A 23,841-nucleotide genomic window follows, 5' to 3' on the forward strand; every position below is an offset into this window, starting at 1 on the left:
CCGCTTCACCTCTACTATAAAAAAATTAGTAGGATAAACCAATGCCTTGGTTCGTCCTACTAATCTTAGTATGTTTTTTGGTTTGCGTGCGATTAAGTGGCGCTTGCGTGCGATTAGAATGATTTGCGTGCGATTAAGTGCCACTTGCGTGCGATTAAAAAGTTTTGCGTGCGATTAGCGCTCACTTGCTTGTTTTTACCATAATTTCCCACTAACACTTTCTAAAAAACGTCCGTTAAAGTGTCTGCAGATTAGTGAACGTTCGTAAAATCATTTGATATGTTTACGAACGTTCACTTTTGCCGTTTTTCAATTGTTTTAAAGCGTTCGGAAAGGTGTAGTTCATTTATACACTTAGCTTGAAGGCTGACGAAGGCAGATGTTAATTCATTGGTGTCTTAGCGATTAATGGCGCTTCGATGATATATCGATCAGGCGCTGATCCGATAAAAGTGAATGGATAGCAGGTAGTCAGCGTCAATGTGGGTGAGTCTTTCTCGACGATGACAGTGCGGTCTTCGGCATCTGTAATCCATGTTTTTTCAATTTGATATTCATATTGCACATCTTCAAATTGGACATACATTTTGCTTCCGGCTTTTAACTCTCCCAGCTCCTGAAAGACGGTGTCACGGTGGCCGGATAAAACGGTATGCCTGAGTCCATCAGGTGGAGTCGTGAAATTTCCTATGTGATAGCCGACTCCCTGGTTTAGGGTGTCGTCATCTGTTCCCCAGTAAATGGAGTATTTCATGTCAAGTTCAGGAATCAATAGCCATCCTATTTCTGCTCCTTTGGCGTACTCATTATAATCACGCAATGGCGAGACATCTGCCTTTTTAATTTTTGTATCGATTTTGACAGGCAAGGGTTCAGCTTGGGTGGAATCTGTCGCCACACCATCTGAATCTCCTCTTTCAGAAGTCGTGATCGGCTTTTGGTTTTCAGAACCTGACAGCGGGTTGTCCGTGTTTTGGACAATGTCATCTTGTCCAAGGGCTTCACGTCCAGAAGAAGTTCCGGAAAACCAAGAATAGCCGTTCCAGCCGGCCAGTGCGAGTCCGGTTATGATCAACAGTGAAGCCATTTTCTTTCTCATCGTCTGTCACCCCTTTAGGATTCAGTGAACCTATTAGTACGTAACGCTATTGCACTCCTTATTCCCTCTATTTTACTGCATAACCCCAATCGATTTGGTTTTTTTATTAAAGAAGGTCTTTTTTTATCATTTTAACCCCAATTAAAATGATAAAAGATTTTCTTCTAACGTAACGGATTACCCCTTCCTCTAAACCAGTACATTCTTAGATTGCAAGAAGAGTAATTCCAAAAAGAAGGAAAGAAAAGGTGTAAACTTCATGGATAAATAGATTCAATATTCAGATAATTTGATTGGTTTGTTTGGTAAGGGGGTAGGGAAATGTTATCACCGTATGGTGAAATCGATCAAGAGGAGAGGAACAGATGAAAAAAATCTTGGTTTTACTGCTGACATCGTTGTTGGCAGCAGCAGGTTTTGCCGGCGCAGTTTTCGCGGCTCATGAAGGGCTCGAATTCAATGTGGAATTGACGCCGGAGCAGGAAGTCGGGGATGTGACAAGTGACGCAACAGGGCAGGCACATTTCAAAGTCAGTGAAGACGGAGAATCAGTGGAATACACGGTAAGTGCATCTAACTTGAACAGCACATTGGCTGGTCATCTGCACAGCGGCTCGGCAGGAGAAAATGGTCCGGTGGAATTGTTTTTATTTGAAAATGAAGAACCGATGGACTATAACGGAGAAGTAGCGACGGGTACATTGACTGCGGATGATCTTGTCGGAGACATGACATGGCAGGATTTCTCCATGGCACTTGTTGCTGGAGATATTTATGTGAATCTGCATACGGAGGAATATCCGGATGGTGAAATTCGTGGCCAGCTGGTAGCAGAAGGCGATGAAATGGCCGACACGGCTTCAAATGGTCCATTGTTTACAATGGTGGGGCTGTTTGCGATCGTGATGGGTGGAATCCTGTTGATTGGCCGACGCCAAAAAGCCACTGCGTAACTCAAACCCGATAAAAAGCTGAACTCCTGTTATCGCTCTTAACAGCAATTCAGCTTTTTTATATTGCCTTAAAAGTAGAAGGAAATATTTGATTGATATCAAGAAAAAATCTACATACAAAAAATCGACTCTTTTGACTGGCAGTACTGAAGCGGCTCTTTCCTTAATTAAAAAGCCCTTCAACATATGGAAGTATTGATCTGTTTCAGAATCCGTCCTTCTTTATTGCGTGGGGCTTGTCAATTTTGTTTACTGGTTTTTAAACTTGTTTCAATATATGCTTCCGTAAGCAAAACGATTCAATTCTGGAAAAACGGCATAGCTTTGGTCTCGGAAGTCATTTTCGAAACAAAGGTGCCGAAAAGTTAAAAATGAAAAATAATGAAGCTGATGGAAAGCGTGAAAGGCCGCTATCAGAAGTTTTTAAGACTAAATATCCTCTAAAATGTTAATTAGATTCAGAAAATAAAAAAATAATATGTTTAGGAGAAAAGTGTCAGGGAAAGTCAAGGAGTGTAGGAATATTACAATCATGCGACATTCCGGTGAGAATTATTACAGAGAAAATTTGTAATTTAGAGGATGTATTTAACTTTTTTAAAAAAATATGTCCAAAATGTGATCTAATCTCATCTAGCATACGTAGTGGTTGTAGAACGATCGGAAAGATAGGCAAGAAACAAAAAACAAGGAGGAATTTGAACATGAATTGGAAAAACGCAAAAAGAACGGTAATCGCAGTACCATTAAGCGCGGCATTATTGGCAACAGGAGCCGGAGCAGTAAGTGCATCTGGCGGTAACAACGCTGATGTACCTGAAAAAGTGGCAGCACCGACAGTTGAAACACCTGCTGCACAATTAAGAGCTGATCTAAGCCAGCTATTATCAACTCACTTCATCTATCAATCAGAAGTGGCATTGCAGGCTTACCATAAAGCTGAAGAAGGCGGACCGACTGGTGATGGACTCGAGCAAGCACAAGCACAGCTTGAGGTAAACGGAGAACAACTGACGGCAGCGGTAAAATCTGTATACGGACAAGAAGCAGCTGATGCATTTGATAAAATCTTCGATACGCAATATGAAGACAGTGCAGGATACGGTACAGCTGTTGCAAACGGCAACGAAGAAGAAATTGCACAAGTCAAAGAAGACTTGTTGAACCAATTCCCTACAGACCTTGGAACTCTTTTAAGTCAGGCAACAGGTGGAAACCTGCCGAAGGATACAGCGATTTCAGTTCTTCAGGAACATGAAAAAGATGTGATGCAATTCCTTGATCATTCCATTGCGGGCGATTTCGAAGCAGCATACACGGAATTCAATGAAGGATACGAGCGGATGTTCACAATCGGCACGGCATTATCAAGTGCAATTGTGACGCAAATGCCAGAGAAATTTGACAACACGAAAGCGGTAACACCAGCATCAGATTTAAGAGCCACTTTCAGCCAATTGCTTGGTGCTCACTTCTATTATCAAACAGCTACATCAGTAGAAGCGTATGAAGCTGCCAAAGGTGAAGGCGGAGAAGCATTCGAAGCTGTAAGCGAAATGCAGGAAGCGAATGCTGAACAGATGAAAGCGGCAGTGAAATCACTTTACGGCCAGGAAGCTGCTGATGCATTCAGCGAAATCTTCTCTACACAGTATGAAGACAGTGAAGCACTTGGAGAAGCAATTGCCAATGGCGATACGGAGAAAGTAAACGAAATTACCGATATGTTGCTGAATACTTTCGCTGTTGACTTAGGTACTTTACTGAGCGAAGCAACTGGAGGAGAACTGCCGAAAGAAACAGCTATCAGTGTTCTTCAACAACATGAACAAAGCACAATCGATATCGTAAACAGCTATGCAGAAGGTGATTACGAGGCAGTTTACAACACGTTGACTGAAGGCCATGCCTTGATGTTCACAATCGGTCAAGCGTTGTCAGGTGCGATCGTTAAACAGAACCCGGAGAAATTTGCTGCAGCACCGGGAATGCCGGAAACAGGCATGGGTGGTATGGCTGATTCAGGGAATATGAACTGGATGCTGTACACATTCCCATTACTGGCACTTGCCGGAGCTCTAGTATTCACAAGAAGAAAAGCGTTACAAGAATAAGCAGATGGAAAAGGGGGGATCTATTCTCCCCTTTTTTATCAATTTATAAAGATGCTGGACTTTTATATGCAGTGAAATTCTATCATTAGCTCTAAACTGAATTTGGAATAGGCATACTTTTTTTAGTGTTTCTATTCGTGCTTCAGTTAAGGAAATGAATTCGTCTTATATTTATCTGCTAATTAATAGTATTTATTAAAAGATGTGCTATATTCTATTTTTAGATAAGGAGTGAAATGTGTGAACTCATTTATCAAAAAAGCTGGTCTCATATATATCCTGTTTCTTTTTACGACCTTCAGTGGAAACCCGATTCAAGCGACCAATAATTCACAAACGAAAATAGATCATGACTTTAAACAAATAGAACAACGCTTTACACAGGAAATTGTGTTGCAGAAAAATACAGTGGAAGAGGAAGTTTTGAAAAAAGTCTCTTCTTTAAGCTCAACTTTCGCTGGTGAAGATAAAAGCATAGAAGAAAAACAATTTGGGGTGACGCCGGTTCAGGTTGAAATTCCAGCAATCGATAAAAAAGCGGAAATCATAGAAGTCGGCCAAACGCCGGAAGGCAATATGGAAGCGCCAGCTGATATCCATACAATCGGGTGGTATGAGCCGGGCACGAAGCCTGGAAATAACGGGAATGCAGTACTGGCTGGACATGTGGACGGTCTTTCACAGCCCGGCACTTTCTTCAACTTAAAGAAATTAGAACCGGGCGATTTAATTCACGTTACTGGAACAGATGGTACAGAGTTGACGTTCACTGTAACGGACAAGCAAGCTTATGCACCGGAAGATGCACCCTTGAATGACATTTTTGGTTCCAGCTCAAAACCGAAGTTGAATTTGATTACGTGCACTGGAACTTTTGATACTGAAAGTGGCCATTACGAAGAGCGGTTAGTCGTTTATGCTGAGTTGACTGACTACTAGTCAAGGATGATAAAAATAAAATGAAAAAATGAAAAAGGAGAGACCATAAAACGGTGATCTCTCTTGTCTTTTGAAGTTTAGACAGTGAAAACTAGCTGAGCGTGAATGAATTACTTGTATCAGAATGCAGTGTAATGAGGTTAAGAACGAAGAACTAGAGGATGATAAGGCTAACTTTTCACTTTAGGGAGAATGTAAAATGATGTTGAAGTACTATAAAAAACGCTATGAAATAATAGCGCAGGGGAAGTATCCTGCCAACAGAAAAAAGATAATGTTAGCTAACCTGGCACATGAAATGGAAACGACGTTTAACATACCTATGCAAAGTAACCCTGGATGGGAACAGGAAAATAAAGAGGTTTTTGCACTCTATCGCCAGGTTTCTGTTAGTAGAAGATAAAGAGGGTATCAATTAAATGAAACACAAATACCACTTTACAATTAAGGACTCATAAAAGAGTTAACATATGTAGGATTATCGGAAGTAGCCAAAAGTTTAATAGAAAATACAAAGGGGAAAAACAATGCTTAATAATGTTTTTTTCTCATCTATCCGCGTATAGGTGCTATAACGAACTGCCTTTTTACAATGATTGCATGCAATAAAATAAGCTATGATAAATTACAAGCAACAATCGTATAGAAAAGACTTGCTTTGAATGAGACACTTAATGCAAACTGCTGCAATTTTTAGTGGGAGGAGTCTTTATTATTATGAAGGAGCATGCGTTTTCCAATAATCAGTGGAAATGGATTGAAGTTGATCTCCAGACAGAAGAAGCCGAACTGCAAAAACTAATTCCAATCGATACTTTGCCGGATGAATGGGACAAACAAGGGGGGGAGGAAGAGCAAAACAATTTACAGATGAACCGAAACATCAACCATAAAAAAGCGATATGGGGTTCTCTTGTTTACAAATTAAAGCCCCATGACAAAGATTCTCGAAAAGTGTTTCGTTTTTACTTATCCGAGGATACCTTAATTACGGGTAATCTGGATTTTCTTGAAACCGAGGGGTTGGACAAAGAGTTGGTTTTGCAAAATATGGCTACAGCAGATACGGCGATTGAAGGGATGATGGCGATCATCGATGAAGTCATTGCCAGCATTCTTATCCAGGTTGATGCCACAGAAGTGGCTATTCGAAAGCTGCTATGGGAGCTGCAAAAATCGAATGGGCAAAAGGTGCTGAATCAACTGATTGATCTTCGGCATCAATTGCTTTTATTGAAGAATCTGACCATCCCTGTTCAAGAAATACATATGGTTATTGAAGAAGCATTCGATGAGAAGCATCATAATCAGCCCTTATATAAAAGAGCGGACAAACAGCTTGACCGTTGTCACTATTTAATCAGAGAGTATACCCAGGAAGTAAGCACCATGGTTAGTGTCGAAGACGTCACTGCTTCAGTTGCTGGCAACGAAATAATGAAAACATTGACGGTCATCACCTTGCTGTTCACACCGATTTCTGCCTGGGGAGCCTGGTGGGGCATGAATTTTAAACATATGCCGGAATTGAATTGGACATATGCTTACTTATTCGCCGGGATATTTATAATGCTCAATACACTGCTGCTATACTCCTTCTTAAAGAAAAAAGGATGGCTGGGTGATTTGTTGAAAAGGAATAAGTAAAGCGAAATTTCGTAAACTAAACTTCGGTTAACAGATATTTAAATAAGTGGGACTGTTTTGAATCCATTTCAAGAACCTAGTTTGACCATTCTTCTGTCAAACTAGGTTCTTTTACTTTTCATCCAATGCCAGCATGTGCAATATAATGAATTAGGATTTCTAAGAGCTTAGTTCAAGCTGTTTGGCTAAAAATTAAATTTTCACTCTATTATTGCAGTCTAAAAAGTATGCGAGTATACTGTTCAAAAGGAGATGAGAGTTATGCATTATGAAAATGAAGTGCGTTTAAATCGTCAGGCATTGTGGTTTGTTGTCCTTCATACATTGGTCATCTTCAATTTTGTAATTGATTTTGAATTTTTTATTTAAAAGTAGAAAATCTGCCTATTCATATAGGTGGATTTTTTTATTTTCAAGAATTTTAATAATTCCTCCCAAATGAAAAGAAGCCGGAATGATTTTCAATAGATAGTGAAAACGATAAAAAACAGCTGTTTAGTATCTTCAGCTTTAGCGAAATTTAACTTGCTAAAAGATCCTTTTTACGGATAAGAAGTTACAGGGAGTAAAAAACTTTAAATTATAGAACAATAGCGGGATAGTCAAGAAGGTCTTGCTTTTTGTATATATATTTTTACGGCCACTTACTTAACACATAGCCTTACAAGGTCTCCCTAATTTCAAATTAAAACAGACTGCCCTATAAACAGACAGTCTGCATTCCGATGCTATTCAAAATCCGAGTCCTCAAAAATAAATAATTCTTCTACACTCACATTAAATTGCTGCGCAATTTTTACTGCGAGCTTTAGAGATGGATTGTATTCGCCTTTTTCCAAAAAACTGATCGTTTCTCGTCTCGCTCCTACTCGCATTGCAAGGTCCGCTTGTGTAAACCCATATTTAGCTCTGTATTCCTTAATCTTTGTTCTCATTAGTCCAAGCCCTTCTTGTTTCGCGTGAATAGCCAGGATATATATAGTGACAGCGCCATTCCTATTAAACCGATTATTAACAAATCATCGTTATCAAAATATCTTTGAAATGCAAACAAAATTAACCAAAAGTATAAGGAGTAAAAGTATGCTCTGCTGGCTGCATGGATTTTGACTTTTTTGGAGCGCTCGTCATCTGCAAACAATCCTCGTTTCAGTTTCATCTTTATTCCCTCCTGTTAGAAATAAATAACTTTATGTTAGAAATATATCACATATTAAAGTTTCAGTAAAATTTCCAGCTTTCTTATGTACATCTTTATTAATTACTGATGGAGAGAATAGGGAAGATCGGCCAACCGAAAAATGAGGGGTCAGCAAATAGCAGCAACTTCAGAACATCGGGAAAGATGTGGTCGGCTGTCTTAACAGCATCTAAATACTTCTGGGAATCATTTGGTATTTCTTTAAAAATGAATAGATAGAGTAGGGCATTTCTAGAGAGGAGCTTTCCGTAAAATATTATAATCTGAAAAACATTATAAAAGAAAAGCAAAAACACATGCTGATTTTTTCGGAATAGTTTACATATCATGACGTTATCTGAAGTAGAAAGACCAAATGCTTAACTAAAAGCATCTGGTCTTTCTTTGTGTATAAGTGTATTTTGAATTAAATGGTCATATGCAGAATTTGAGATTAAATAATTCATTTCTCTCTTTTTATTTTAGGATTGATAGGATTTTAAATCGATAGACGTATTAATAGGCAAGTATTTCAAAACAGGTGGAAGGAGGGTTCGTATTGAAGTTGACGGAGGAAAATGTGGTGGAGCAACTAAAAATGAAAAACGAAGAAGCGCTGCCGTATCTACTTCAAGTATATGGCGGTCTTTTGAAAGCGATAATTCAACGGTATCTGAAGGGTAATCCGCAAGACATGGAAGAGTGCTTATCGGACATATTAGTCGCGGTTTGGTTCCATATCGATTCGTTTGATGCGACAAAAAATACTTTCAAGCAATGGATAGCCGCCATTGCGAAATACCGTGCCATTGATTACCTGCGTAAAATCAATAAATCCCAAAAGGGCTTGAGCCAATTTGCGTTAGATGAAAATACTCCGGAGCAACAAATTTCACAACAACCTTTATTCGATATGCAGAGTATATTAAATGGATTAACAGATGTCGAACGAGAGATTTTTGAGAAATATTATGTGAAAGGCGTTCCCTCAAAAGAAATTGCCGATGATTTTCATGCTAGGGAATCCTGGGTACATAACAAGCTTTCCAGAGGAAGAAGAAAACTAAAAACCATTCTGCTGAGAGGTGAGGTGTAAGGAGATGTCGTTTTACAAAGACTTGAATGAAGTGAGCCAGGATTTGGATGGAATTGAAGAAATCCCTTTAACCGCATTTGAAGAGAAACGGATTCTAAAGCGAGTTCACCATCAAACTCGACCTAAAAAACGGAAGAAAAAATGGCTGGGCATCGGATTTGCAACAGTTGCAGTATGTGTGCTTAGTCTATTTATCACAATAGAGAAGGGAACGATAGCAAATATGCCATTTATCGGGGAAACCATCGAAAAATATATTACCCAAAAGGACTCAACGGATTATTCTGCATACAAAACAGCCATTGGGGAGACAGCGGAAAATGAACTTGGCCACTTAACATTAAATGAAGTCATGATGGACGATCAACATCTGTTTTTGAGTGCCACATTTGAGCCGGCTGCAGGTGTGGATTTTGATTACCGGACCCATATTCAGCCGACCGTCAAAGTAAATGGGCATGTTTATAGTAGTACCGGTGGGCAGTCGATTGAATTGAATAATTCAATGTATACGATTTATAACGATGTAAAATTGGATCAAACCATCACAGCTGAAGAACTCTCCATTGAAATTAGCTACGATACGTGGAATTTCGAAAAAACAATTGAGTTGCCTTGGAAATATAATGTGGAAGTTTCACAAAAGAAATTGCTGGAAGAAAGAAAAGAATTTGCATTGAACCAGAAAATAACCCTAAGGAATGGCGAGATAATTACAATTGAGAAGGTGGTCTCGACCCCAATCTCCACCACGGTTTACTATGATTTGTCCCAAAGTCAAAGCGAGGATATCGATTTTGATATCCAGACAGCAGAAGGAGGAGTAGATATCTATCGTGCTACAGCCTTCCGGTCAACTGAACCGGGAGATATCTCATATAAACGCTTTGAAGGGTTAGCATTCGATGATAACAAGTACTTCCTTGTAGGGCGTAGTTCTACAGGAGAGATATTAAGCGATCCAATTGCGATTAACTAATTATGTAATCTTTGGCGGTCAGAAATAACTACTTCATTGAATAAACGCCAGAGGTTTACATATGAGGAATTACCGGAAGTAGAAAGAATACAAATAGCAGATACTAAGAGGAAAAGCAGTGCAAATCAGCACGGCTTTTCCTCTTTTTTTGTTGGTAGAAGCGTACATTTATGAACGGGTAATAGGTGATGGTTATCAACTTACATTTTAATTTATCGAAAGTCCTTGCAATTTTAAATAAGAAAAAATATATTTTTTGATAGACTGAAAATAGCCGGTTATAAAATGGCCACTTGCTCTAATTTATAAAAATAAAATCAAGAGCTCTGTCAAAAACCCAGGATCTTATAAGAAGATCCTGGGTTTCTTTGAGCTAAAATTATAGTAACGGTATACATATCATTTAAGTTTTCCGTAATACACTTCTCTGCCACCGTCTAAATCAATAATTTTTAAGTAGCTATTGTATTTTACAAAGATGGTTTTATAACGTTTCTCTCCATTTTCATCCAACAGGAACATGACGCGATTACCGGAATTGTCAGTGCCCATGAAGAACGTGAGGTTTTCTGTACTTAATTGATTGGAGATTGTTTCATATTCTTCGAAAGACGCAGCATTTTCAATTTCAGTTAAGGAAGAATCGTCCGCCTCATCACGATCATCCTCTTCTGAGGTCGTGCTCGAATCCTGCCAAACGACTTCTCCGGACGCAGCGTCAACATGGAATTCATATTCGTCTGCACTGCTTTCAATTTCAACTTCATAATGGTTTTCGTCACCTTCAAAGGAGAGTTCCACTTCTTTAACGAAGCCTTCGACGTGGGTGAATGCTGTCTGAAGTGCTTGATATGCGGATATTTCCTTGTGCCCCTCATTGGCTTGGTCATTCGAAGCTCCTGCCACAGCCGCCCCTGAAACCGCAGCAGTGATAACAGCGCCTATAAAAATATTTTTCTTCATATTTTTTCCTCCTTTATCTTTGCTTCAAGCAAATAATAACAATCGAAGGTAAGAAACGAATGAGTATTAGATTAAAATTCGATTAGAAAGGCAGGGGGACAATTATCTTCGGTACCCTGCCGCAGGTCGCCATATTTTCATAGGCCGGTAAGTGGCCAAAGGGAAATCTGGTGATTTGTCTATCATTCAAAAATACATTTGTGATTTTTCAGACTATGTGATAATCTTTGGGGGAACAACTGAATACATGCACCACTGGGGGAGCCGGTTATCGGCTGAGACGAGCAACGCTCGGACCCTTTGAACCTGATCTGGATTATACCAGCGGAGGGAAGTGGGCGAGCGTATGCCGGATTTCTCTATCTTTTTGCATATTATTGCCGCTTTCCTTTACTGGAAAGCGGCTTTTTATTTTGCCTGAAAGGGGCTGGAGAAGATGAAATTTACACAGGAAGTGCGGCAGGAGTGCGAGGGGTTATGGCAGGCGAGTTTTGATCATCCGTTTGTGAAAGGGATTGCGGACGGCAGTTTGCCGGTGGAGATATTCCGCTATTACGTCATGCAGGACGCTTATTACCTGACGAATTTTGCAAAGATGCAAGCGGTCGGTGCGCTCAAAGCGCCGGACCTTGCGACGACGAAAAGCTTTGCGCATCATTCGGAGCAGACATGTGCGGCGGAAATGGCGCTTCATGAATCATTCATGGGTATGCTTGGCGTAACAGAGGAAGATTGGAAAAAATTCGAACCGTCGCCGAGTGCATATGCGTATGTGTCGCATATGTACCGCGCGATGGAAGGGGATCTGGCGGATGTGGTCGCGACTATCCTGCCTTGTTACTGGCTTTATTATGAAATTGGGGAGCGCCTGAAAGACGCCGAACCGGGGCATCCGATTTACGACCGGTGGATCGAGACGTATGGTTCGGAATGGTTTGGCGAATTGGTGCAGGAGCAGATCGGGCGGATGGACCGTCTGGCGGAAGGGCTGTCTGCGGAACGTCGCCAGGAATTAAAGGACCGTTTCCGCCGCAGCAGCTATTACGAATGGAATTTCTGGCAGCAGGCCTGGACGATGGAGACATGGGAATTGCCGGCTCAAGTAAAGGCGGGTGTTTGAGATGATCAGTAAAATCCGCAGTGAAAATCCAATCATCCATTGCATCACCAATCACGTCGTGTCGAATTTTCAAGCGAACGGGCTGCTGGCAATCGGTGCTTCGCCCATCATGGGCGAAGCACAAGAAGAAGTGGAAGAACTGGTCGCCATTTCGCGCGCATTGTCATTGAATATCGGAACGTTGAATAAAGAAACGCTTCATAGCATGCTGCTCGCCGGTAAACGGGCGAATAAGGAAAAAGTTCCGGTGATCCTTGATCCGGTGGGAGCAGGCGCGACCGCTTTTCGGAAAGAAGCCGTCCAGAAGATTTTAACGGAAATCGATGTCAGTGTGCTGCGCTGCAACGCGGGTGAACTGGCGGCAATCGGCGGGGTAGCCTGGGCATCAAAAGGCGTCGATGCCGGTGAAGGCAATATTGACCTGGAGGAGTTGGCTATGCAAGTGGCAAAAGAATATAACTTGGTGGTGGCAGTGACAGGCGAGACCGATATCGTGGCCAACGGTTCGCGGGTAGAAAAGATCAGGGGCGGCGACCGGATGATGGGTTCAGTGACCGGCATGGGCTGTCTGCTAAGCGCTGTGACAGCCGCTTTTACGACAGTAAGTCCTGACGATCCAACAGCTGCGGCAATTGAAGCTCTCAAATTTTACGGGGCGGCTGGTGAAAAGGCTGCTGCAAGTTCGAAGGGGCCTGGCAGTTTCCGCGACACGTTCCTGGATGTTTTATTCGGCATGGAGAATGAGGACAACGGCTTCGACTTTGAAAATGGGGAAGGGGTGGATATACTGTGGCAGCGATCAAGCAGGTATTGACGATTGCCGGTTCGGATTCCGGCGGCGGAGCGGGCATACAGGCGGATATCAAGACTTTTCAGGAGCTCGGCGTTTTCGGTACATCGGCCATTACAGCAGTAACGGCGCAGAATACATGCGGCGTCCACAGGGTCTATCCCATGCCTGCCGGTGCGGTGAAAGCGCAGATCGATGCCATCGGCGCGGATTTTACCATTGCCGCCGTGAAAACGGGAATGCTCTTCGACGCTGAAATCATCGCTGAAACGGCGGCGGGAATCAGAAAGCATGGCTGGCGCAATCTTGTAGTAGACCCGGTGATGATCGCAAAAGGCGGCGCAACGTTGCTGCAGGCGGAAGCACTCGAGGCAATGCGGACCTTGTTATTGCCATTGGCAGCTGTCATCACACCGAATATCCCGGAAGCGGAAATGCTGAGCGGCATGAAAATCCATGAGGCAGCAGACCGGAAAAGAGCGGCTGAACAGATTCTCGCTTTTGGCGCGAAAGCCGTCGTCATCAAAGGGGGACATGCCGATAATCCGCTGATAGCGGAAGATTATTGCCTCGATCAAAACGGTGAATCATTTGGATTGCGCTCTGCACGTATTCATACGCAGCAGACGCACGGCACCGGCTGCACCTTTTCAGCCGCTTTGACAGCCGAATTGGCTAAAGGGGAAGCATTGCCGGAAGCTTTGGTGACGGCAAAACGGTTCATCCAGGCGGCGCTTTCGCATCAATTGCATATCGGTGCTGGACATGGTCCGACAAACCACGCCGCTTACCGCCATTTTGCAGCGGAAGGGGATGTACAATTTGTTCAATAAACCTTCTGTCTATTTCATCATGGGGACGCAGAATGCTTCAGGCAAAAACCCGCTGTCGATATTGGAAGAAGCTTTAAAAGGCGGCATCAGCCATTTCCAGCTTCGCGAAAAAGGAGCGGGAGCTTTACAGGGGCAGGATTTGTTGGAGTTTGCGGAAAAGTGCCGCGATTTATGCGCAGTTTACGAAGTTCCTTTTTTAATCAATGATGATGTCGAATTGGCTCTCGCTGTCGGTGCTGACGGCATCCATATCGGACAGGAAGATATGGATTGCGGGCAGGCGCGGACACTGATCGGCAAGGAAAAGATGCTGGGTGTTTCTGTGCATTCACTCGAGGAAGCGAAGATTGCCATCGACGCCGGTGCGGATTATCTCGGCATGGGTCCAGTGTACGGCACGCGATCGAAAGCAGATGCAAAACGGCCGGCAGGCACGGCGGGCATCTCGGAAGTCACCAGCCACTTTCCGTTGACGCCTGTTTTCGGCATTGGTGGAATCACGCCTCAAAATGCGCCAGCAGCCTGGCAGGCGGGTGCATGCGGTGTTGCCGTCATTTCGGCTTTGTCGGAGGCTGACGATATTGCTTTGCAAATCGCGCATTTCAAAAATTCATATAAAGGGGTATTGATATGAACACAAAAAAACTTGTCGTAATGTCAATGTTCGTAGCGCTTGCGGTTGCCGGTTCAGCATTTGTATCGTTCCCGGCTGGAATTGCCCGCGCCTATCCCATTCAGCACGCCATCAATGTCATAGCAGCTGTGCTTTTCGGACCAATCCCTGCCGTTACGATAGCCTTTGTGACGGGAGTAGTGCGGGTGCTGACCGGCACCGGATCGCTATTGGCATTTCCGGGAGGAATGATCGGCGCATTGCTTGCGGGTTTATTGTATAAGATGTCGGGCCGCATCGGATTTGCGGCAGTCGGTGAAATCATCGGCACCGGCATCATCGCATCATTGATTGCTGTGCCGTATGCCAAACTGTTGATGGGCACTGAAACCGCAGCGCTGTTCTTCATGCCGCCGTTCCTTGTATCAAGTATCAGTGGTGCAATATTGGGTGTAGTGCTGGTGTATCGATTGGAGAAAACCAAAGTGAGAAGTTTGTTGTATTAAAGGGAGTTAGATAGAGTCCATTTAATGCAGTAAGATATTAAAAATAATACAAAAAAGCGTGAGCAGATTGCCTGCTCACGCTCTTTTAACGATAAAGCCCATATGCCGTCCGCTCTTCCTGTCTTCGCGGTAAGAAAAACCTTCAGGATTCATGAATGTGCACGTGCGATCGATTGAAATGTTGCCTGTCGGAATGCCTGCCAATTCACATTGTTTCTTGACGGTCAGCTGGTTATCGATATGGTATTTGCCGGTTTCCGCGTTGTGATACATGAATTCATCCGCATAGCCGAGCGCTTTGAATTTCAAGTAGACATCTTCATCCACTTCGAATTTTTCCTGGCTTAATGCAGCGCCGATCTGGACATGGAAATCTTCCGGTTTGCAGCCTTCCTCGTTCTTCAGATGTTCGAAAAGCTTTAATGTCACTTCTTTGATGGTGCCTTGCCAGCCTGAATGCACGGCGCCGATGAGTCCTTTGTCTTCATTGTAAAAAAGGAGCGGAACGCAGTCAGCGGCGAACGTACAGAGCAGAAGACCGGTTTCATAAGTATACAGCGCATCGGTGTTTTCCACTGCATGCCCGGTCTCAGTGGATCCGCGCCCTCTGTCTGCTGCCTCGACACGGTGGAAATTGGCGCTGTGCGTCTGGTTGGCGCATACAAAATCGACGAGGGTAAGGCCGAGGAAATCTGCCAGTTTCCGTCGGTTTTCCACAATCAGCATCGGGTCTTCACAAGCATGTAGCGCCATGTTATTGAGTTCGAATTCTACCGCATCTTTCAGTGTGAGCCCGGCTGTGAAATTTGCCGAATGGACATATAGTTTCGTTTTCATATCATCACCTGTCTCTACTATATAAGAGCTGGATTTTATTGTATAGAAAAAAGGAGGGCAATTGCCCTCCTTTCACTGTTCCACAATAAGCGCTTATGAATTGTTGCCGCCGCTGTGGCTGTTTCTGCCGCCTTTACGGCCGGCTTCTTCGCGGCTCATTTTGTTGCCTCCGGAATTATTGCCTCCCGAGTTGTTGCCGCTGTGGCTGTTTTCTCCACCTTTTTCCCCAATTTCTTCATAGAATTCCTGTCCATGGCTGTTGGATGTTGCTTCTCCTCCAAGACGACCTGCTTCTTCACGACTCATTTTGTTGCCGTTGTTTTTGTCTGCCATTTCTAACTCCTCCTTAAAGTGTATTGGGTGTTACAGTATGTGATTTTCCCGGTTAACATGCGCTCAAACACCATTAACCGTTTTGTAAAACACTTGTAATATTTCCCACCTTCTATCAAGGTTTTTTATTTTACGCCAATAAAAAACCGCCCTGTTTAATGGGCGGGAAAGTCAGTTATTGCTTTTTGGGTGGTTCCAGAAGAAACACAATATAGCCGATATCATCCTGGAAATTCCAATCAAGAAAAACTTCTTTAATATTGCGTTTCAGTATTTTTTCGGGATGCGATTCCAATATCAAGTGTCGCTCCAACGGTCGTTTGGCGAGCTTGAGAATTTCGGAGTAGCCTTCCGATATCAACGCTTTCTCGATCCCTACTAAGATGCCATATCTTTTGACCAGTATTGTCCGGTCATTCAGCCAATAACTTTCAATAGAGCTCGGTGTTTTTTCGGCACGTTCACTGGCTGATTCAATCTTTTCCTCGAAGGTATCCCTGTCAATCTCTGCGGGCCATTCAAAATCATTTTCCTGCACTTTTTCATCGATGACACCAATCAGCAATCCTGTTTCCAGTTCAAGATTCCAGTCCGCATGAAATTCACTGATATCCAATTGCCCGATTCGCCACAGATTCTGCTTTATGTCTTCTTCCAATTCATTGATCAGTAAATCCCGGGTTTCCAAAACTCGTTTCCATTCCTTCTGTTTCAGCAGCACGGCTTCCATAGGGGCGATGAACCCACGGAAGTGGATAACGATAAATGGCTTTCGGATAGTTACATAAACGGATGTTGGACCTTTTCCAAAATGATCACGGAGCAGCGTTGAAATATAGCCGCCTATTTCAGATTGTACCGTCTTTTCTGAAGCCATGAAAATTCCTCCTTCCGTCGGAAGCATATTTATCCGATATTTTATAATTGCTTGTTCCCATAATTATAGAGGTTCGGGTGGGGAATTGCGAGGAGTCTTTATTTTTTTGATAGATAGTAATTATCAGGAGCAGCAGCGGGGGATTCAGCGGAATTTCATTAAAAATAATATCTTAATAGTAGTATATTATTCCTCTTAGTTCCTGATAGAATGAGAATAAAGGGAAGAATTTGAAGATGAAGGGAGGGGGACCTCGTGGAAAAGACAAATCAATTGGGTTTAAATTATGAATTCTGGGCAAAAAAGATTCTCTACTTTTATGGCTTGCTGGCCATTGTGGCAATCGGGGGCCAATTAGTCGGCTTGATCGTCACGTTCTTTTACTATTCCTATTATATAGAAGACTATATATCACTGCGCATGATCTGGCCGACAAGTTTTATCCTGGCCATCATGCTGCTTTCCTGGTTCATGGTACAAATATTAAAAATCTATAACCCGTACATCCTCTTTTTCGCAGGCACCCTCCTTGCGGTTGTGATGATTCTGGCAAATCCGGGTTTACCGGGCCTTCAGATGACTTTATTGCTGCCAATGGCGATCTCGTTGATTTACCTGAAGAAGTTTAAGCTGACCATCAGTTTTTTGACCAATTTCACTGCTCTTCTCGTCATTTATGTCATAAGTGCAGACAGCCGGGCGGCAATGACGCCATATGAATATTTTGCTTATCTGTTCATTCTGGTGGCCGGGTATATCGTTTATTTGGCAGTAATTGAAAGAGGGACGGAAATGCTTACGACGCTGCGGCATGCAGCGGAAAAAGAGGAAGAACTGCTGATTCAGAACCGCATCATGGAACGATTATCGAAGACGGATGCGCTGACCGGGCTTTTTAACCATAAGACTTTCCAAAACTATCTGGATTCGCTTGTCCAGCAGGCGGAAAATTCGGGGATGCAGCTTCAGCTGGCGATTCTGGATATCGATAACTTCAAAAGCATCAATGATAATTTCGGCCATAGCAGCGGTGATTTGGTGTTGAAACATGTAGCGGAAATCATAGCAGAAAAAGCGGGTCCCCACGATGTAGTGGCGCGTTACGGCGGAGAAGAGTTCGCTGTCCTTTTCACAGAAAAGCCGTTCGAAGAAACGCTGGCAATTCTGGAGGAAATGCGCAAGGGCATCGCGGAGGTGCGGCATGCGGAAATTGCCGGTAGAAGCGTCACCATCAGCGCGGGATTGCAGAACTATTATCCGGGTTTGTCCAAAAGCGATTTTTTTAAAAAGGCGGACTCTTATTTGTATGACGCCAAGCGGAATGGCAAAAATCAGATTCAGCATAATCGCAGTTTCCACTATATCGGTTAAAGAAGGATTACCGCTACGCCAATCGGCGGGAGCGGTGTTTTTGTTGATTAAAGCTTAACGGCCGTTTCCGCTTTTCTGTGTCCAGACTCCGGCGACCCAGCTCTTCGGGTCATAAGCCCCACTGGCTAAGCGGCTGAAAACATGCCGCTACGCCAGTGTGTCTTATGCTTGTCGGAGCTTAACGGCCGTTTCCGCTTTTCTAATTGGGCAATCAGTTCGATTGTACGTAACCGGGTTTATTGGCGATAATGGAAAGTAAATGCAAGCATGTACGGGAAAGGGTCATTCCATGAATTCATCATTGAACGATTATCGGATAAAAAAATTATGCGGCGTGGCGGCCTACCGGAAAGGCAAGGCTTATTTCGATTCGGGCAAAGTGGCATTGGAGCCGCTGAGTGAAAATGTTTCCGTGGTCAAAGCGGAGGTCCGGGCAAACGGCATTTTTGAAGTCTCTGTCAAAGAAGAACTGGATGGCACCATCCTCGCTTCGTGCAGCTGCCCGCCTGTCGGATTTGTCAGCACCTATTGCCAGCATATTGCTGCCACACTTTTGGCAATCAATGAAGTACAGCAGCAGGAACGGCAAAAAACGGAGCGCTTGATGGAACTGTTCGGCGACAAAAGTATGCGTCCAAGCAAAAAACAGCTGCATTTCGATGACCGGCCGGTACTGGAAATCAGCTTCCTGCTGCATTCGGTCGAAGCGGAAGGCGGTGAGCGTTTCTTCTCGGCTAAACTGAGCGCCGGGATGGACGGTGCAGTGCCGATTCAGAACGCAGGAGCGTTTCTGCAAGCGGTCTACCAGGGTTCCAGCTATCCAATTTCTGCGGATTTAACCTATTCTCGGGAAGCATTCAGTTTTACAGCGGAAACGGATGCGCTGCTGCGTGAATTGATGAAGATCAATGGTTTGGTGACTGGTCGTGGCCGCATCATTATTCCTGCTTCTGCATGGGATTCGCTTGTGCAATTGCTCGCGGAAATTCCGTCAGTCAATATCGGGCATAAAGGTCGGATTTACAGAGGCTTGCGTTTTGATGGCGATTTACCGTTGATCTTCCGTTTTGAAACGTCCGGCGACGCGGGCTATGTGCTGACAGCGGAAGGGCTCGATGGGATTACGGTCATGAAGTCATACGGACTGGCGATCAGTGGCGGAGTATTTGTGAAATTGCCGCCGGACGACTGCAGGCGATTGGAAGAGTTGAAAGAGTTGATGGAAGGTTCAGCAGAACTGGATATTACACCGGCTCAGGCTGATTATTTCATGGAAAGCGTCATTCCGGGACTGGAACGTCTCGGAGAAGTACATATGGCTGCCGCTGTCACCGGGCGGCTGGAAGAAACACCGTTATCGGCCAAACTATTCCTTGACCGCATCCGGAACCGGCTGCTTGCCGGAGTGGAATTCCATTATGGCCAACTGGTCATCAATCCATGTGAAGAAGCGGAAGATGAAATCCGCCACCTGCCGGGCGTCCGCCGCCAGCGGGGCAAAGAAGAGCGGATCATGGAGCTCATGAAGAACAGCCTCTTCACCCAGACAGACGGAGGCTTTTATATGCAGGACGAAGAAGCGGAATATGATTTTCTGTTCCACACCATTCCGCAGCTGGAAGAATTGATGCAAGTGTATGCCACGACAGCTGTGAAAATGCGCGTGCAGAAAAATTACCTGGGACCGAAAGTGAAGGTGGAAGTGAAGGAACGCACGGATTGGCTGGCTTTCAAACTGGAGCCGGGCGAGATTCCGGAGGCGGAAATCCGGCTGGTGCTCGCTGCTTTAAAGGAAAAGCGCAAGTATTACCGAATCCCTAACGGTACGTTATTGTCTTTGGAAACGCCTGAATTTATTGCGCTGAACGATTTGATGCTTGAACTTGGCAATCAAGAAGAGTGGTTCGGCGACGAAATCCGGCTGCCGCTGATTCAGGGGCTGCAGCTGGTAGCATCGCTCGAGGAAGGCGAATTGCTCGATCCCGGTGCGGATTTTGCGAAGCTGCTGCAGAATCTCAGCAATCCCGAAGAAGTCGGTTTTGACATTCCCGAACCGTTGACAGGGATATTGCGTGATTACCAGAAAGCCGGTTTCAACTGGCTGAAGGCATTGGCCAAATACCGGTTTGGCGGCATTCTCGCGGACGATATGGGGCTTGGCAAGACTTTGCAGAGCATCGCGTTCATCCAGTCGGAACTGCCGGAAATCCGCCGGCGACAAGCTCCGGTGCTGATCGTCGCGCCTTCGTCGCTGACCTATAATTGGCTCGAAGAATTCACGAAATTTACGCCGGATATCAAAGCCGTAATCATTGATGGCAATAAAACCCGTAGAACTAAACGGTTTGCCGATAATGCAGAAGCAGATGTCTTAATCACATCCTATCCGTCGCTGCGCATGGACGGTGCTCTATACAAGGGCAAGACGTTCCATACGTTGTTCCTGGACGAAGCGCAGGCTTTCAAAAATCCGGTGACGCAAACAGCCAAGGCGGTCAAAGCGATTGAAGCGGATTACCGCTTTGCGCTGACTGGGACGCCGATTGAAAATTCGTTGGACGAATTATGGTCGATTTTCCATGTCGTATTCCCGGAATTGCTGCCAAATCGGATGCGTTTCGCTGAAATGCGGCGCACAAGCATCGCCAAACGCGTCCGTCCGTTCATCCTGCGGCGCGTCAAACAGGATGTGCTGAAGGAATTGCCGGACAAAGTCGAAACGCTGCAATTTTCCGAGCTGTATCCGGCGCAGAAAAAATATTATGCGGCCTATCTCGCTGAACTGAAGCAGGAAGCGCTCAAGCATCTTAATAAAGACAGTCTGCAGAAAAACCGCATTAAAATATTGGCCGGCCTGACCCGGCTTCGCCAGTTATGCTGCCACCCGTCTCTTTTCGTTGAAGGCTATGAAGGCGGCTCGGCGAAATTCGATCAATTGATGGAAATCGTCGAAAGCAGCCGGATGGCGGGACGCCGCGTATTGGTGTTTTCCCAGTTTACGCAAATGCTGCAATTGATCGGCAACCGGCTGACGCGGGAAGGGCGGCCATATTTTTATCTTGATGGCCAGACCCCGCCACAGGACCGCGTCGAAATGTGCAGCCGCTTCAATGAGGGTGAAGGCGATCTGTTCCTGATTTCATTGAAAGCGGGAGGCACCGGACTGAACCTGACTGGAGCCGACACGGTCATCCTCTATGACCTTTGGTGGAATCCGGCTGTCGAACAGCAGGCGGCGAGCCGGGCGCACCGTATGGGACAGCAGCACACCGTGCAGGTGATCCGCATGGTGGCCAAAGGTACAATAGAAGAAAAAATCACCGAATTGCAGGAGAAGAAGAAGAACCTCATCGACGAAATCATCCAGTCCGGTCAGGAACCGCTTGCCGCCATGACGGAAGATGATATAAGGGAATTGTTGATGATTTGATGGGTAGTTGATTATGAAGGATGAAAGCATTTATGACATCACTCAACTTTTAGAAGGAATTTTAAAGATATGGAGCAAAACAGCGAAGACGCCCAGGTGATCAAGCTCAGCTGTTTTGCGGAATATCGATTAACAACGTATCCACTTAATTGCCAGGAAAGCATTTAGCCAGAGGGTTTGCTAAAATAGAAGGAAAGGAAACGGAGGTGAAGATATGGATCCGAAAAGTTTAGTGGCTCGAGTGAAAGACCGCATTCCGGAAGTTTTGGGCAATAAGGAGTTTGCGAAATTTGCGATTTTACTGCCGTTGATCGAAAAAGACGGCGAAATCCATATCCTCTTCGAAGTCCGTTCCCATCTGCTCAGAAACCAGCCCGGCGACATCTGCTTTCCGGGTGGAAGAATCGATAAACAGGATGAGTCCGAAAGGGACGCGGCAGTCCGTGAAACGATGGAAGAGCTGGGCATCGGCCGCAAGCAGATTTCCGATATTTTCCCGCTGGACTATATCGTTTCGCCGTTCGGCATGATCGTTTACAGCTTCGCGGGAATCATCGATCCGGATGTTGAATTCCGGCCGAATCCGCCGGAAGTGGACAGTCTGTTCACCGTGCCATTATCGTTTTTCCTCGAAAAAGATCCGAAGGTCTACCGCGTGAATTTCGATATTCAGCCGGAAGAAAGTTTCCCCTATGACCTCATTGCCGGAGGGGAAAATTATAATTGGCGCACCCGCCAGGTCGATGAATATTTCTATATCTACGAAGACAAAGTGATATGGGGATTAACGGCCAAAATACTGACGCATTTCATGGAGATCATTCGCTGAATGGTCTTTTTTTATGCTTTTATGGGGGATGACGAAGCAGTGGTTTTGGCGTCTGGCAGGAGCCGGATAGAGCTTTTTTTTAAAAAATTTTAAAAAAATGCTGACCCTTACATCCGATAGGCTTTGGGAAGTGTTCGAGGACGCTGAAAAACTGGGGGTAATTTGGAAATGGAAATAATGTATGTTAACATTGCTACTTGATTCTTTTGTTTAAAATTTCACAAGCGGAAATTTAGACAATACCGAACGAGGCGGAGCGCTGGTGGGAAGTTGCTGGATTCAGAGAGAAAACCTTTTTCACGGTTTTAGGATCCATGCAGGATTATACGCTCATCATTTTGTTTTATTAATATAAAATTCTTTTTCACAGTGTTAATTCGGTCTATTAAGTTAAATAAAACCATCGTAACAGCGTATAGTCCCATCGCAGGATTGAGCCCAATCTTCAATTGGAAAACATGCCAAGGAGCCGAGGTTTTTCCGTCTTCATGAAGAAGGGAAAATTTTTTATTTAAAATAGGAGTGATAGTAAGTGGAGAAGAAAAGAATTGTAGTAAAAATAGGCAGCAGTTCACTGACAGATCCGAATGGGAAATTGTCGATCGGCAAACTGCGTGAACATGTCGAAGCATTGGCCCGTTTGAAAGAAGATGGCCATGAAGTGATTTTAATCTCGTCAGGAGCAGTAGCTGCAGGGTTCAAGAGCATCGGTTATTTATCGCGTCCGGATGCCGTTGTCGATAAGCAATCGGCTGCAGCTGTCGGACAGGGACTGCTGTTGCAGGCATATGCGGATGAATGCAAGAAGCATGGCATCGTCGCGGCACAATTGCTGTTGACGAAAGATATGTATAAGAACGCAAATGACACAATCTCGAATTTATTGGAGCGGGACGTGCTGCCGATCATCAACGAAAATGATTCGGTCGCAGTGAAGGAATTGACCTTTGGAGACAATGATATGCTGTCGGCTTTAGTCAGCAAGCTGGTGCACGCGGACTTCCTGATGATCCTGACGGATATCAATGGCATCTACAGCGGCAACCCGAATACCGATCCAACAGCCCAAAAATACACGTTCCTTACAGAAGTCCACGAAGAAATGGAAAATGCCGCTTCTGCGGAAGGTTCTTCGAACGTCGGTACCGGAGGAATGAAATCGAAAGTGACGGCTGCGAAAACAGCGTTGGCTTCCGATGTACAGGTCTTTATCGGCTCTGGCGAAGGCAGCGACAAGCTTGTCGATATTTTTGAAGGAAAAGGCGACGGAACTTATATCGGTAATTTGGTGGAACCGAAAGTACTTGTGAATGCATAATTTGAAAGGAGACA

Annotated in this window: 23 protein-coding genes and 1 riboswitch; of the genes, 16 read left to right on the forward strand and 7 right to left on the reverse strand. The window is 44.4% G+C overall.

From position 1 onward, the window contains the following. Positions 1-382: 382 nt before the first annotated feature. Positions 383-1,099 (reverse strand): class D sortase, encoded by a 717-nt coding sequence (locus D2910_RS16000; RefSeq protein WP_117314193.1) that lies wholly within the window; start codon positions 1,097-1,099, stop codon positions 383-385. A 365-nt stretch (positions 1,100-1,464) separates the two neighbouring features. Here D2910_RS16000 and D2910_RS16005 point away from each other — a divergent pair, with 365 nt between their 5' ends. From D2910_RS16005 to D2910_RS16030, 5 genes are all read left to right on the forward strand, one after another. After that, a complete protein-coding gene (locus tag D2910_RS16005; RefSeq protein ID WP_117314194.1) occupies positions 1,465-2,052 on the forward strand; it encodes a CHRD domain-containing protein in 588 nt (195 codons plus the stop codon). A 704-nt stretch (positions 2,053-2,756) separates the two neighbouring features. Next, positions 2,757-4,166, forward strand: coding sequence for a hypothetical protein (locus D2910_RS16015; protein ID WP_117314196.1), 1,410 nt, complete (start codon positions 2,757-2,759; stop codon positions 4,164-4,166). 240 nt (positions 4,167-4,406) lie between these two features. Next, positions 4,407-5,105, forward strand: a complete 699-nt coding sequence (locus D2910_RS16020) for a class F sortase (protein WP_117314197.1) — start codon at positions 4,407-4,409, stop codon at positions 5,103-5,105. A 199-nt stretch (positions 5,106-5,304) separates the two neighbouring features. Beyond that, entirely contained in the window at positions 5,305-5,508 is a 204-nt protein-coding gene (locus D2910_RS16025) for a hypothetical protein (RefSeq protein WP_240633638.1), read from the forward strand. A 314-nt stretch (positions 5,509-5,822) separates the two neighbouring features. After that, positions 5,823-6,752, forward strand: coding sequence for a magnesium transporter CorA family protein (locus D2910_RS16030; RefSeq protein ID WP_117314198.1), 930 nt, complete (start codon positions 5,823-5,825; stop codon positions 6,750-6,752). Between the two features lie 728 nt (positions 6,753-7,480). Here the strand turns inward: D2910_RS16030 and D2910_RS16035 are convergent. Next, on the reverse strand, positions 7,481-7,687 hold the full coding sequence (locus D2910_RS16035; RefSeq protein ID WP_084243484.1) for a helix-turn-helix transcriptional regulator: 207 nt from the start codon (positions 7,685-7,687) through the stop codon (positions 7,481-7,483). Next, positions 7,687-7,911 (reverse strand): hypothetical protein, encoded by a 225-nt coding sequence (locus D2910_RS16040; RefSeq protein ID WP_117314199.1) that lies wholly within the window; start codon positions 7,909-7,911, stop codon positions 7,687-7,689. The genes D2910_RS16035 and D2910_RS16040 overlap by 1 nt, the downstream gene beginning before the upstream one ends. A 580-nt stretch (positions 7,912-8,491) precedes the next feature. Between D2910_RS16040 and D2910_RS16050 the strand changes: the two genes are divergently transcribed. Both D2910_RS16050 and D2910_RS16055 read left to right on the forward strand, forming a co-directional pair. Then, on the forward strand, positions 8,492-9,028 hold the full coding sequence (locus D2910_RS16050; protein ID WP_117314201.1) for a sigma-70 family RNA polymerase sigma factor: 537 nt from the start codon (positions 8,492-8,494) through the stop codon (positions 9,026-9,028). Positions 9,029-9,032: 4 nt separating this feature from the next. Further along, positions 9,033-10,007: a DUF4179 domain-containing protein gene (locus tag D2910_RS16055; protein WP_117314202.1), complete on the forward strand. Its 975-nt coding sequence runs from the start codon at positions 9,033-9,035 to the stop codon at positions 10,005-10,007. 399 nt (positions 10,008-10,406) lie between these two features. Here D2910_RS16055 and D2910_RS16060 read toward each other — a convergent pair whose 3' ends face one another. Further along, the gene (locus D2910_RS16060; RefSeq protein ID WP_117314203.1) at positions 10,407-10,970 is read right to left on the reverse strand and encodes a PepSY domain-containing protein; all 564 of its coding nucleotides are present in this window, start codon (positions 10,968-10,970) and stop codon (positions 10,407-10,409) included. Between the two features lie 247 nt (positions 10,971-11,217). Continuing rightward, positions 11,218-11,320: riboswitch (TPP riboswitch) on the forward strand. Positions 11,321-11,406: 86 nt separating this feature from the next. Between D2910_RS16060 and tenA the strand changes: the two genes are divergently transcribed. The 5 genes from tenA to thiW are packed head-to-tail and all read left to right on the forward strand — an operon-like array spanning position 11,407 to position 14,832. Then, on the forward strand, positions 11,407-12,090 hold the full coding sequence (gene tenA, locus D2910_RS16065) for a thiaminase II (RefSeq protein WP_117314204.1): 684 nt from the start codon (positions 11,407-11,409) through the stop codon (positions 12,088-12,090). 1 nt (position 12,091) lies between these two features. Further along, complete coding sequence (thiM, locus tag D2910_RS16070) at positions 12,092-12,904, forward strand: hydroxyethylthiazole kinase (RefSeq protein ID WP_117314205.1); 813 nt, start codon at positions 12,092-12,094, stop codon at positions 12,902-12,904. Further along, positions 12,880-13,713 (forward strand): bifunctional hydroxymethylpyrimidine kinase/phosphomethylpyrimidine kinase, encoded by an 834-nt coding sequence (gene thiD / locus D2910_RS16075; RefSeq protein WP_117314206.1) that lies wholly within the window; start codon positions 12,880-12,882, stop codon positions 13,711-13,713. The genes thiM and thiD overlap by 25 nt, the downstream gene beginning before the upstream one ends. Continuing rightward, positions 13,703-14,347, forward strand: a complete 645-nt coding sequence (gene thiE, locus D2910_RS16080) for a thiamine phosphate synthase (RefSeq protein ID WP_240633639.1) — start codon at positions 13,703-13,705, stop codon at positions 14,345-14,347. Before thiD ends, thiE begins: the two co-directional genes overlap by 11 nt. After that, the gene (gene thiW, locus D2910_RS16085; RefSeq protein ID WP_084243491.1) at positions 14,344-14,832 is read left to right on the forward strand and encodes an energy coupling factor transporter S component ThiW; all 489 of its coding nucleotides are present in this window, start codon (positions 14,344-14,346) and stop codon (positions 14,830-14,832) included. Before thiE ends, thiW begins: the two co-directional genes overlap by 4 nt. A gap of 75 nt (positions 14,833-14,907) precedes the next feature. Here thiW and D2910_RS16090 read toward each other — a convergent pair whose 3' ends face one another. The 3 genes from D2910_RS16090 to D2910_RS16100 form a co-directional block, all read right to left on the reverse strand. Beyond that, complete coding sequence (locus tag D2910_RS16090; RefSeq protein WP_117314208.1) at positions 14,908-15,669, reverse strand: purine nucleoside phosphorylase YfiH/LACC1 family protein; 762 nt, start codon at positions 15,667-15,669, stop codon at positions 14,908-14,910. A 93-nt stretch (positions 15,670-15,762) separates the two neighbouring features. Then, positions 15,763-16,002 carry a KGG domain-containing protein gene (locus D2910_RS16095; protein WP_117314209.1) on the reverse strand — a complete coding sequence of 80 codons (240 nt, stop codon included), beginning with the start codon at positions 16,000-16,002 and terminating at the stop codon, positions 15,763-15,765. Positions 16,003-16,177: 175 nt separating this feature from the next. Then, the gene (locus D2910_RS16100) at positions 16,178-16,879 is read right to left on the reverse strand and encodes a Na-translocating system protein MpsC family protein (protein ID WP_117314210.1); all 702 of its coding nucleotides are present in this window, start codon (positions 16,877-16,879) and stop codon (positions 16,178-16,180) included. Between the two features lie 255 nt (positions 16,880-17,134). On the opposite strand from D2910_RS16100, the gene D2910_RS16105 reads away from it, so the two are divergent. The 4 genes from D2910_RS16105 to proB all read left to right on the forward strand — a co-directional run bounded on the left by D2910_RS16105 (position 17,135) and on the right by proB (position 23,827). After that, positions 17,135-18,250 (forward strand): GGDEF domain-containing protein, encoded by a 1,116-nt coding sequence (locus tag D2910_RS16105; protein WP_117314211.1) that lies wholly within the window; start codon positions 17,135-17,137, stop codon positions 18,248-18,250. Positions 18,251-18,539: 289 nt separating this feature from the next. After that, positions 18,540-21,680, forward strand: coding sequence for a DEAD/DEAH box helicase (locus D2910_RS16110; protein ID WP_117314212.1), 3,141 nt, complete (start codon positions 18,540-18,542; stop codon positions 21,678-21,680). A 214-nt stretch (positions 21,681-21,894) separates the two neighbouring features. Then, positions 21,895-22,509 carry an NUDIX hydrolase gene (locus D2910_RS16115; protein WP_084243496.1) on the forward strand — a complete coding sequence of 205 codons (615 nt, stop codon included), beginning with the start codon at positions 21,895-21,897 and terminating at the stop codon, positions 22,507-22,509. A gap of 532 nt (positions 22,510-23,041) precedes the next feature. Next, the gene (gene proB / locus D2910_RS16120) at positions 23,042-23,827 is read left to right on the forward strand and encodes a glutamate 5-kinase (RefSeq protein WP_084243497.1); all 786 of its coding nucleotides are present in this window, start codon (positions 23,042-23,044) and stop codon (positions 23,825-23,827) included. The last annotated feature ends 14 nt before the right edge of the window (positions 23,828-23,841 follow it).

The organism is Planomicrobium okeanokoites (assembly GCF_003428875.1).
GTDB classification, from domain to species: Bacteria; Bacillota; Bacilli; order Bacillales_A; family Planococcaceae; genus Planococcus; species Planococcus okeanokoites.

Coding starts and splice junctions, on each gene's coding strand:
- D2910_RS16000 (WP_117314193.1), bottom strand. CDS start 1,099: ATGAGAAAGAAAATGGCTTCACTGTTGATCATAACCGGACTCGCACTG.
- D2910_RS16005 (WP_117314194.1), top strand. CDS start 1,465: ATGAAAAAAATCTTGGTTTTACTGCTGACATCGTTGTTGGCAGCAGCA.
- D2910_RS16015 (WP_117314196.1), top strand. CDS start 2,757: ATGAATTGGAAAAACGCAAAAAGAACGGTAATCGCAGTACCATTAAGC.
- D2910_RS16025 (WP_240633638.1), top strand. CDS start 5,305: ATGATGTTGAAGTACTATAAAAAACGCTATGAAATAATAGCGCAGGGG.
- D2910_RS16030 (WP_117314198.1), top strand. CDS start 5,823: ATGAAGGAGCATGCGTTTTCCAATAATCAGTGGAAATGGATTGAAGTT.
- D2910_RS16035 (WP_084243484.1), bottom strand. CDS start 7,687: ATGAGAACAAAGATTAAGGAATACAGAGCTAAATATGGGTTTACACAA.
- D2910_RS16040 (WP_117314199.1), bottom strand. CDS start 7,911: ATGAAACTGAAACGAGGATTGTTTGCAGATGACGAGCGCTCCAAAAAA.
- D2910_RS16055 (WP_117314202.1), top strand. CDS start 9,033: ATGTCGTTTTACAAAGACTTGAATGAAGTGAGCCAGGATTTGGATGGA.
- D2910_RS16060 (WP_117314203.1), bottom strand. CDS start 10,970: ATGAAGAAAAATATTTTTATAGGCGCTGTTATCACTGCTGCGGTTTCA.
- tenA (WP_117314204.1), top strand. CDS start 11,407: ATGAAATTTACACAGGAAGTGCGGCAGGAGTGCGAGGGGTTATGGCAG.
- thiM (WP_117314205.1), top strand. CDS start 12,092: ATGATCAGTAAAATCCGCAGTGAAAATCCAATCATCCATTGCATCACC.
- thiW (WP_084243491.1), top strand. CDS start 14,344: ATGAACACAAAAAAACTTGTCGTAATGTCAATGTTCGTAGCGCTTGCG.
- D2910_RS16090 (WP_117314208.1), bottom strand. CDS start 15,669: ATGAAAACGAAACTATATGTCCATTCGGCAAATTTCACAGCCGGGCTC.
- D2910_RS16095 (WP_117314209.1), bottom strand. CDS start 16,002: ATGGCAGACAAAAACAACGGCAACAAAATGAGTCGTGAAGAAGCAGGT.
- D2910_RS16100 (WP_117314210.1), bottom strand. CDS start 16,879: ATGGCTTCAGAAAAGACGGTACAATCTGAAATAGGCGGCTATATTTCA.
- D2910_RS16110 (WP_117314212.1), top strand. CDS start 18,540: ATGAATTCATCATTGAACGATTATCGGATAAAAAAATTATGCGGCGTG.
- D2910_RS16115 (WP_084243496.1), top strand. CDS start 21,895: ATGGATCCGAAAAGTTTAGTGGCTCGAGTGAAAGACCGCATTCCGGAA.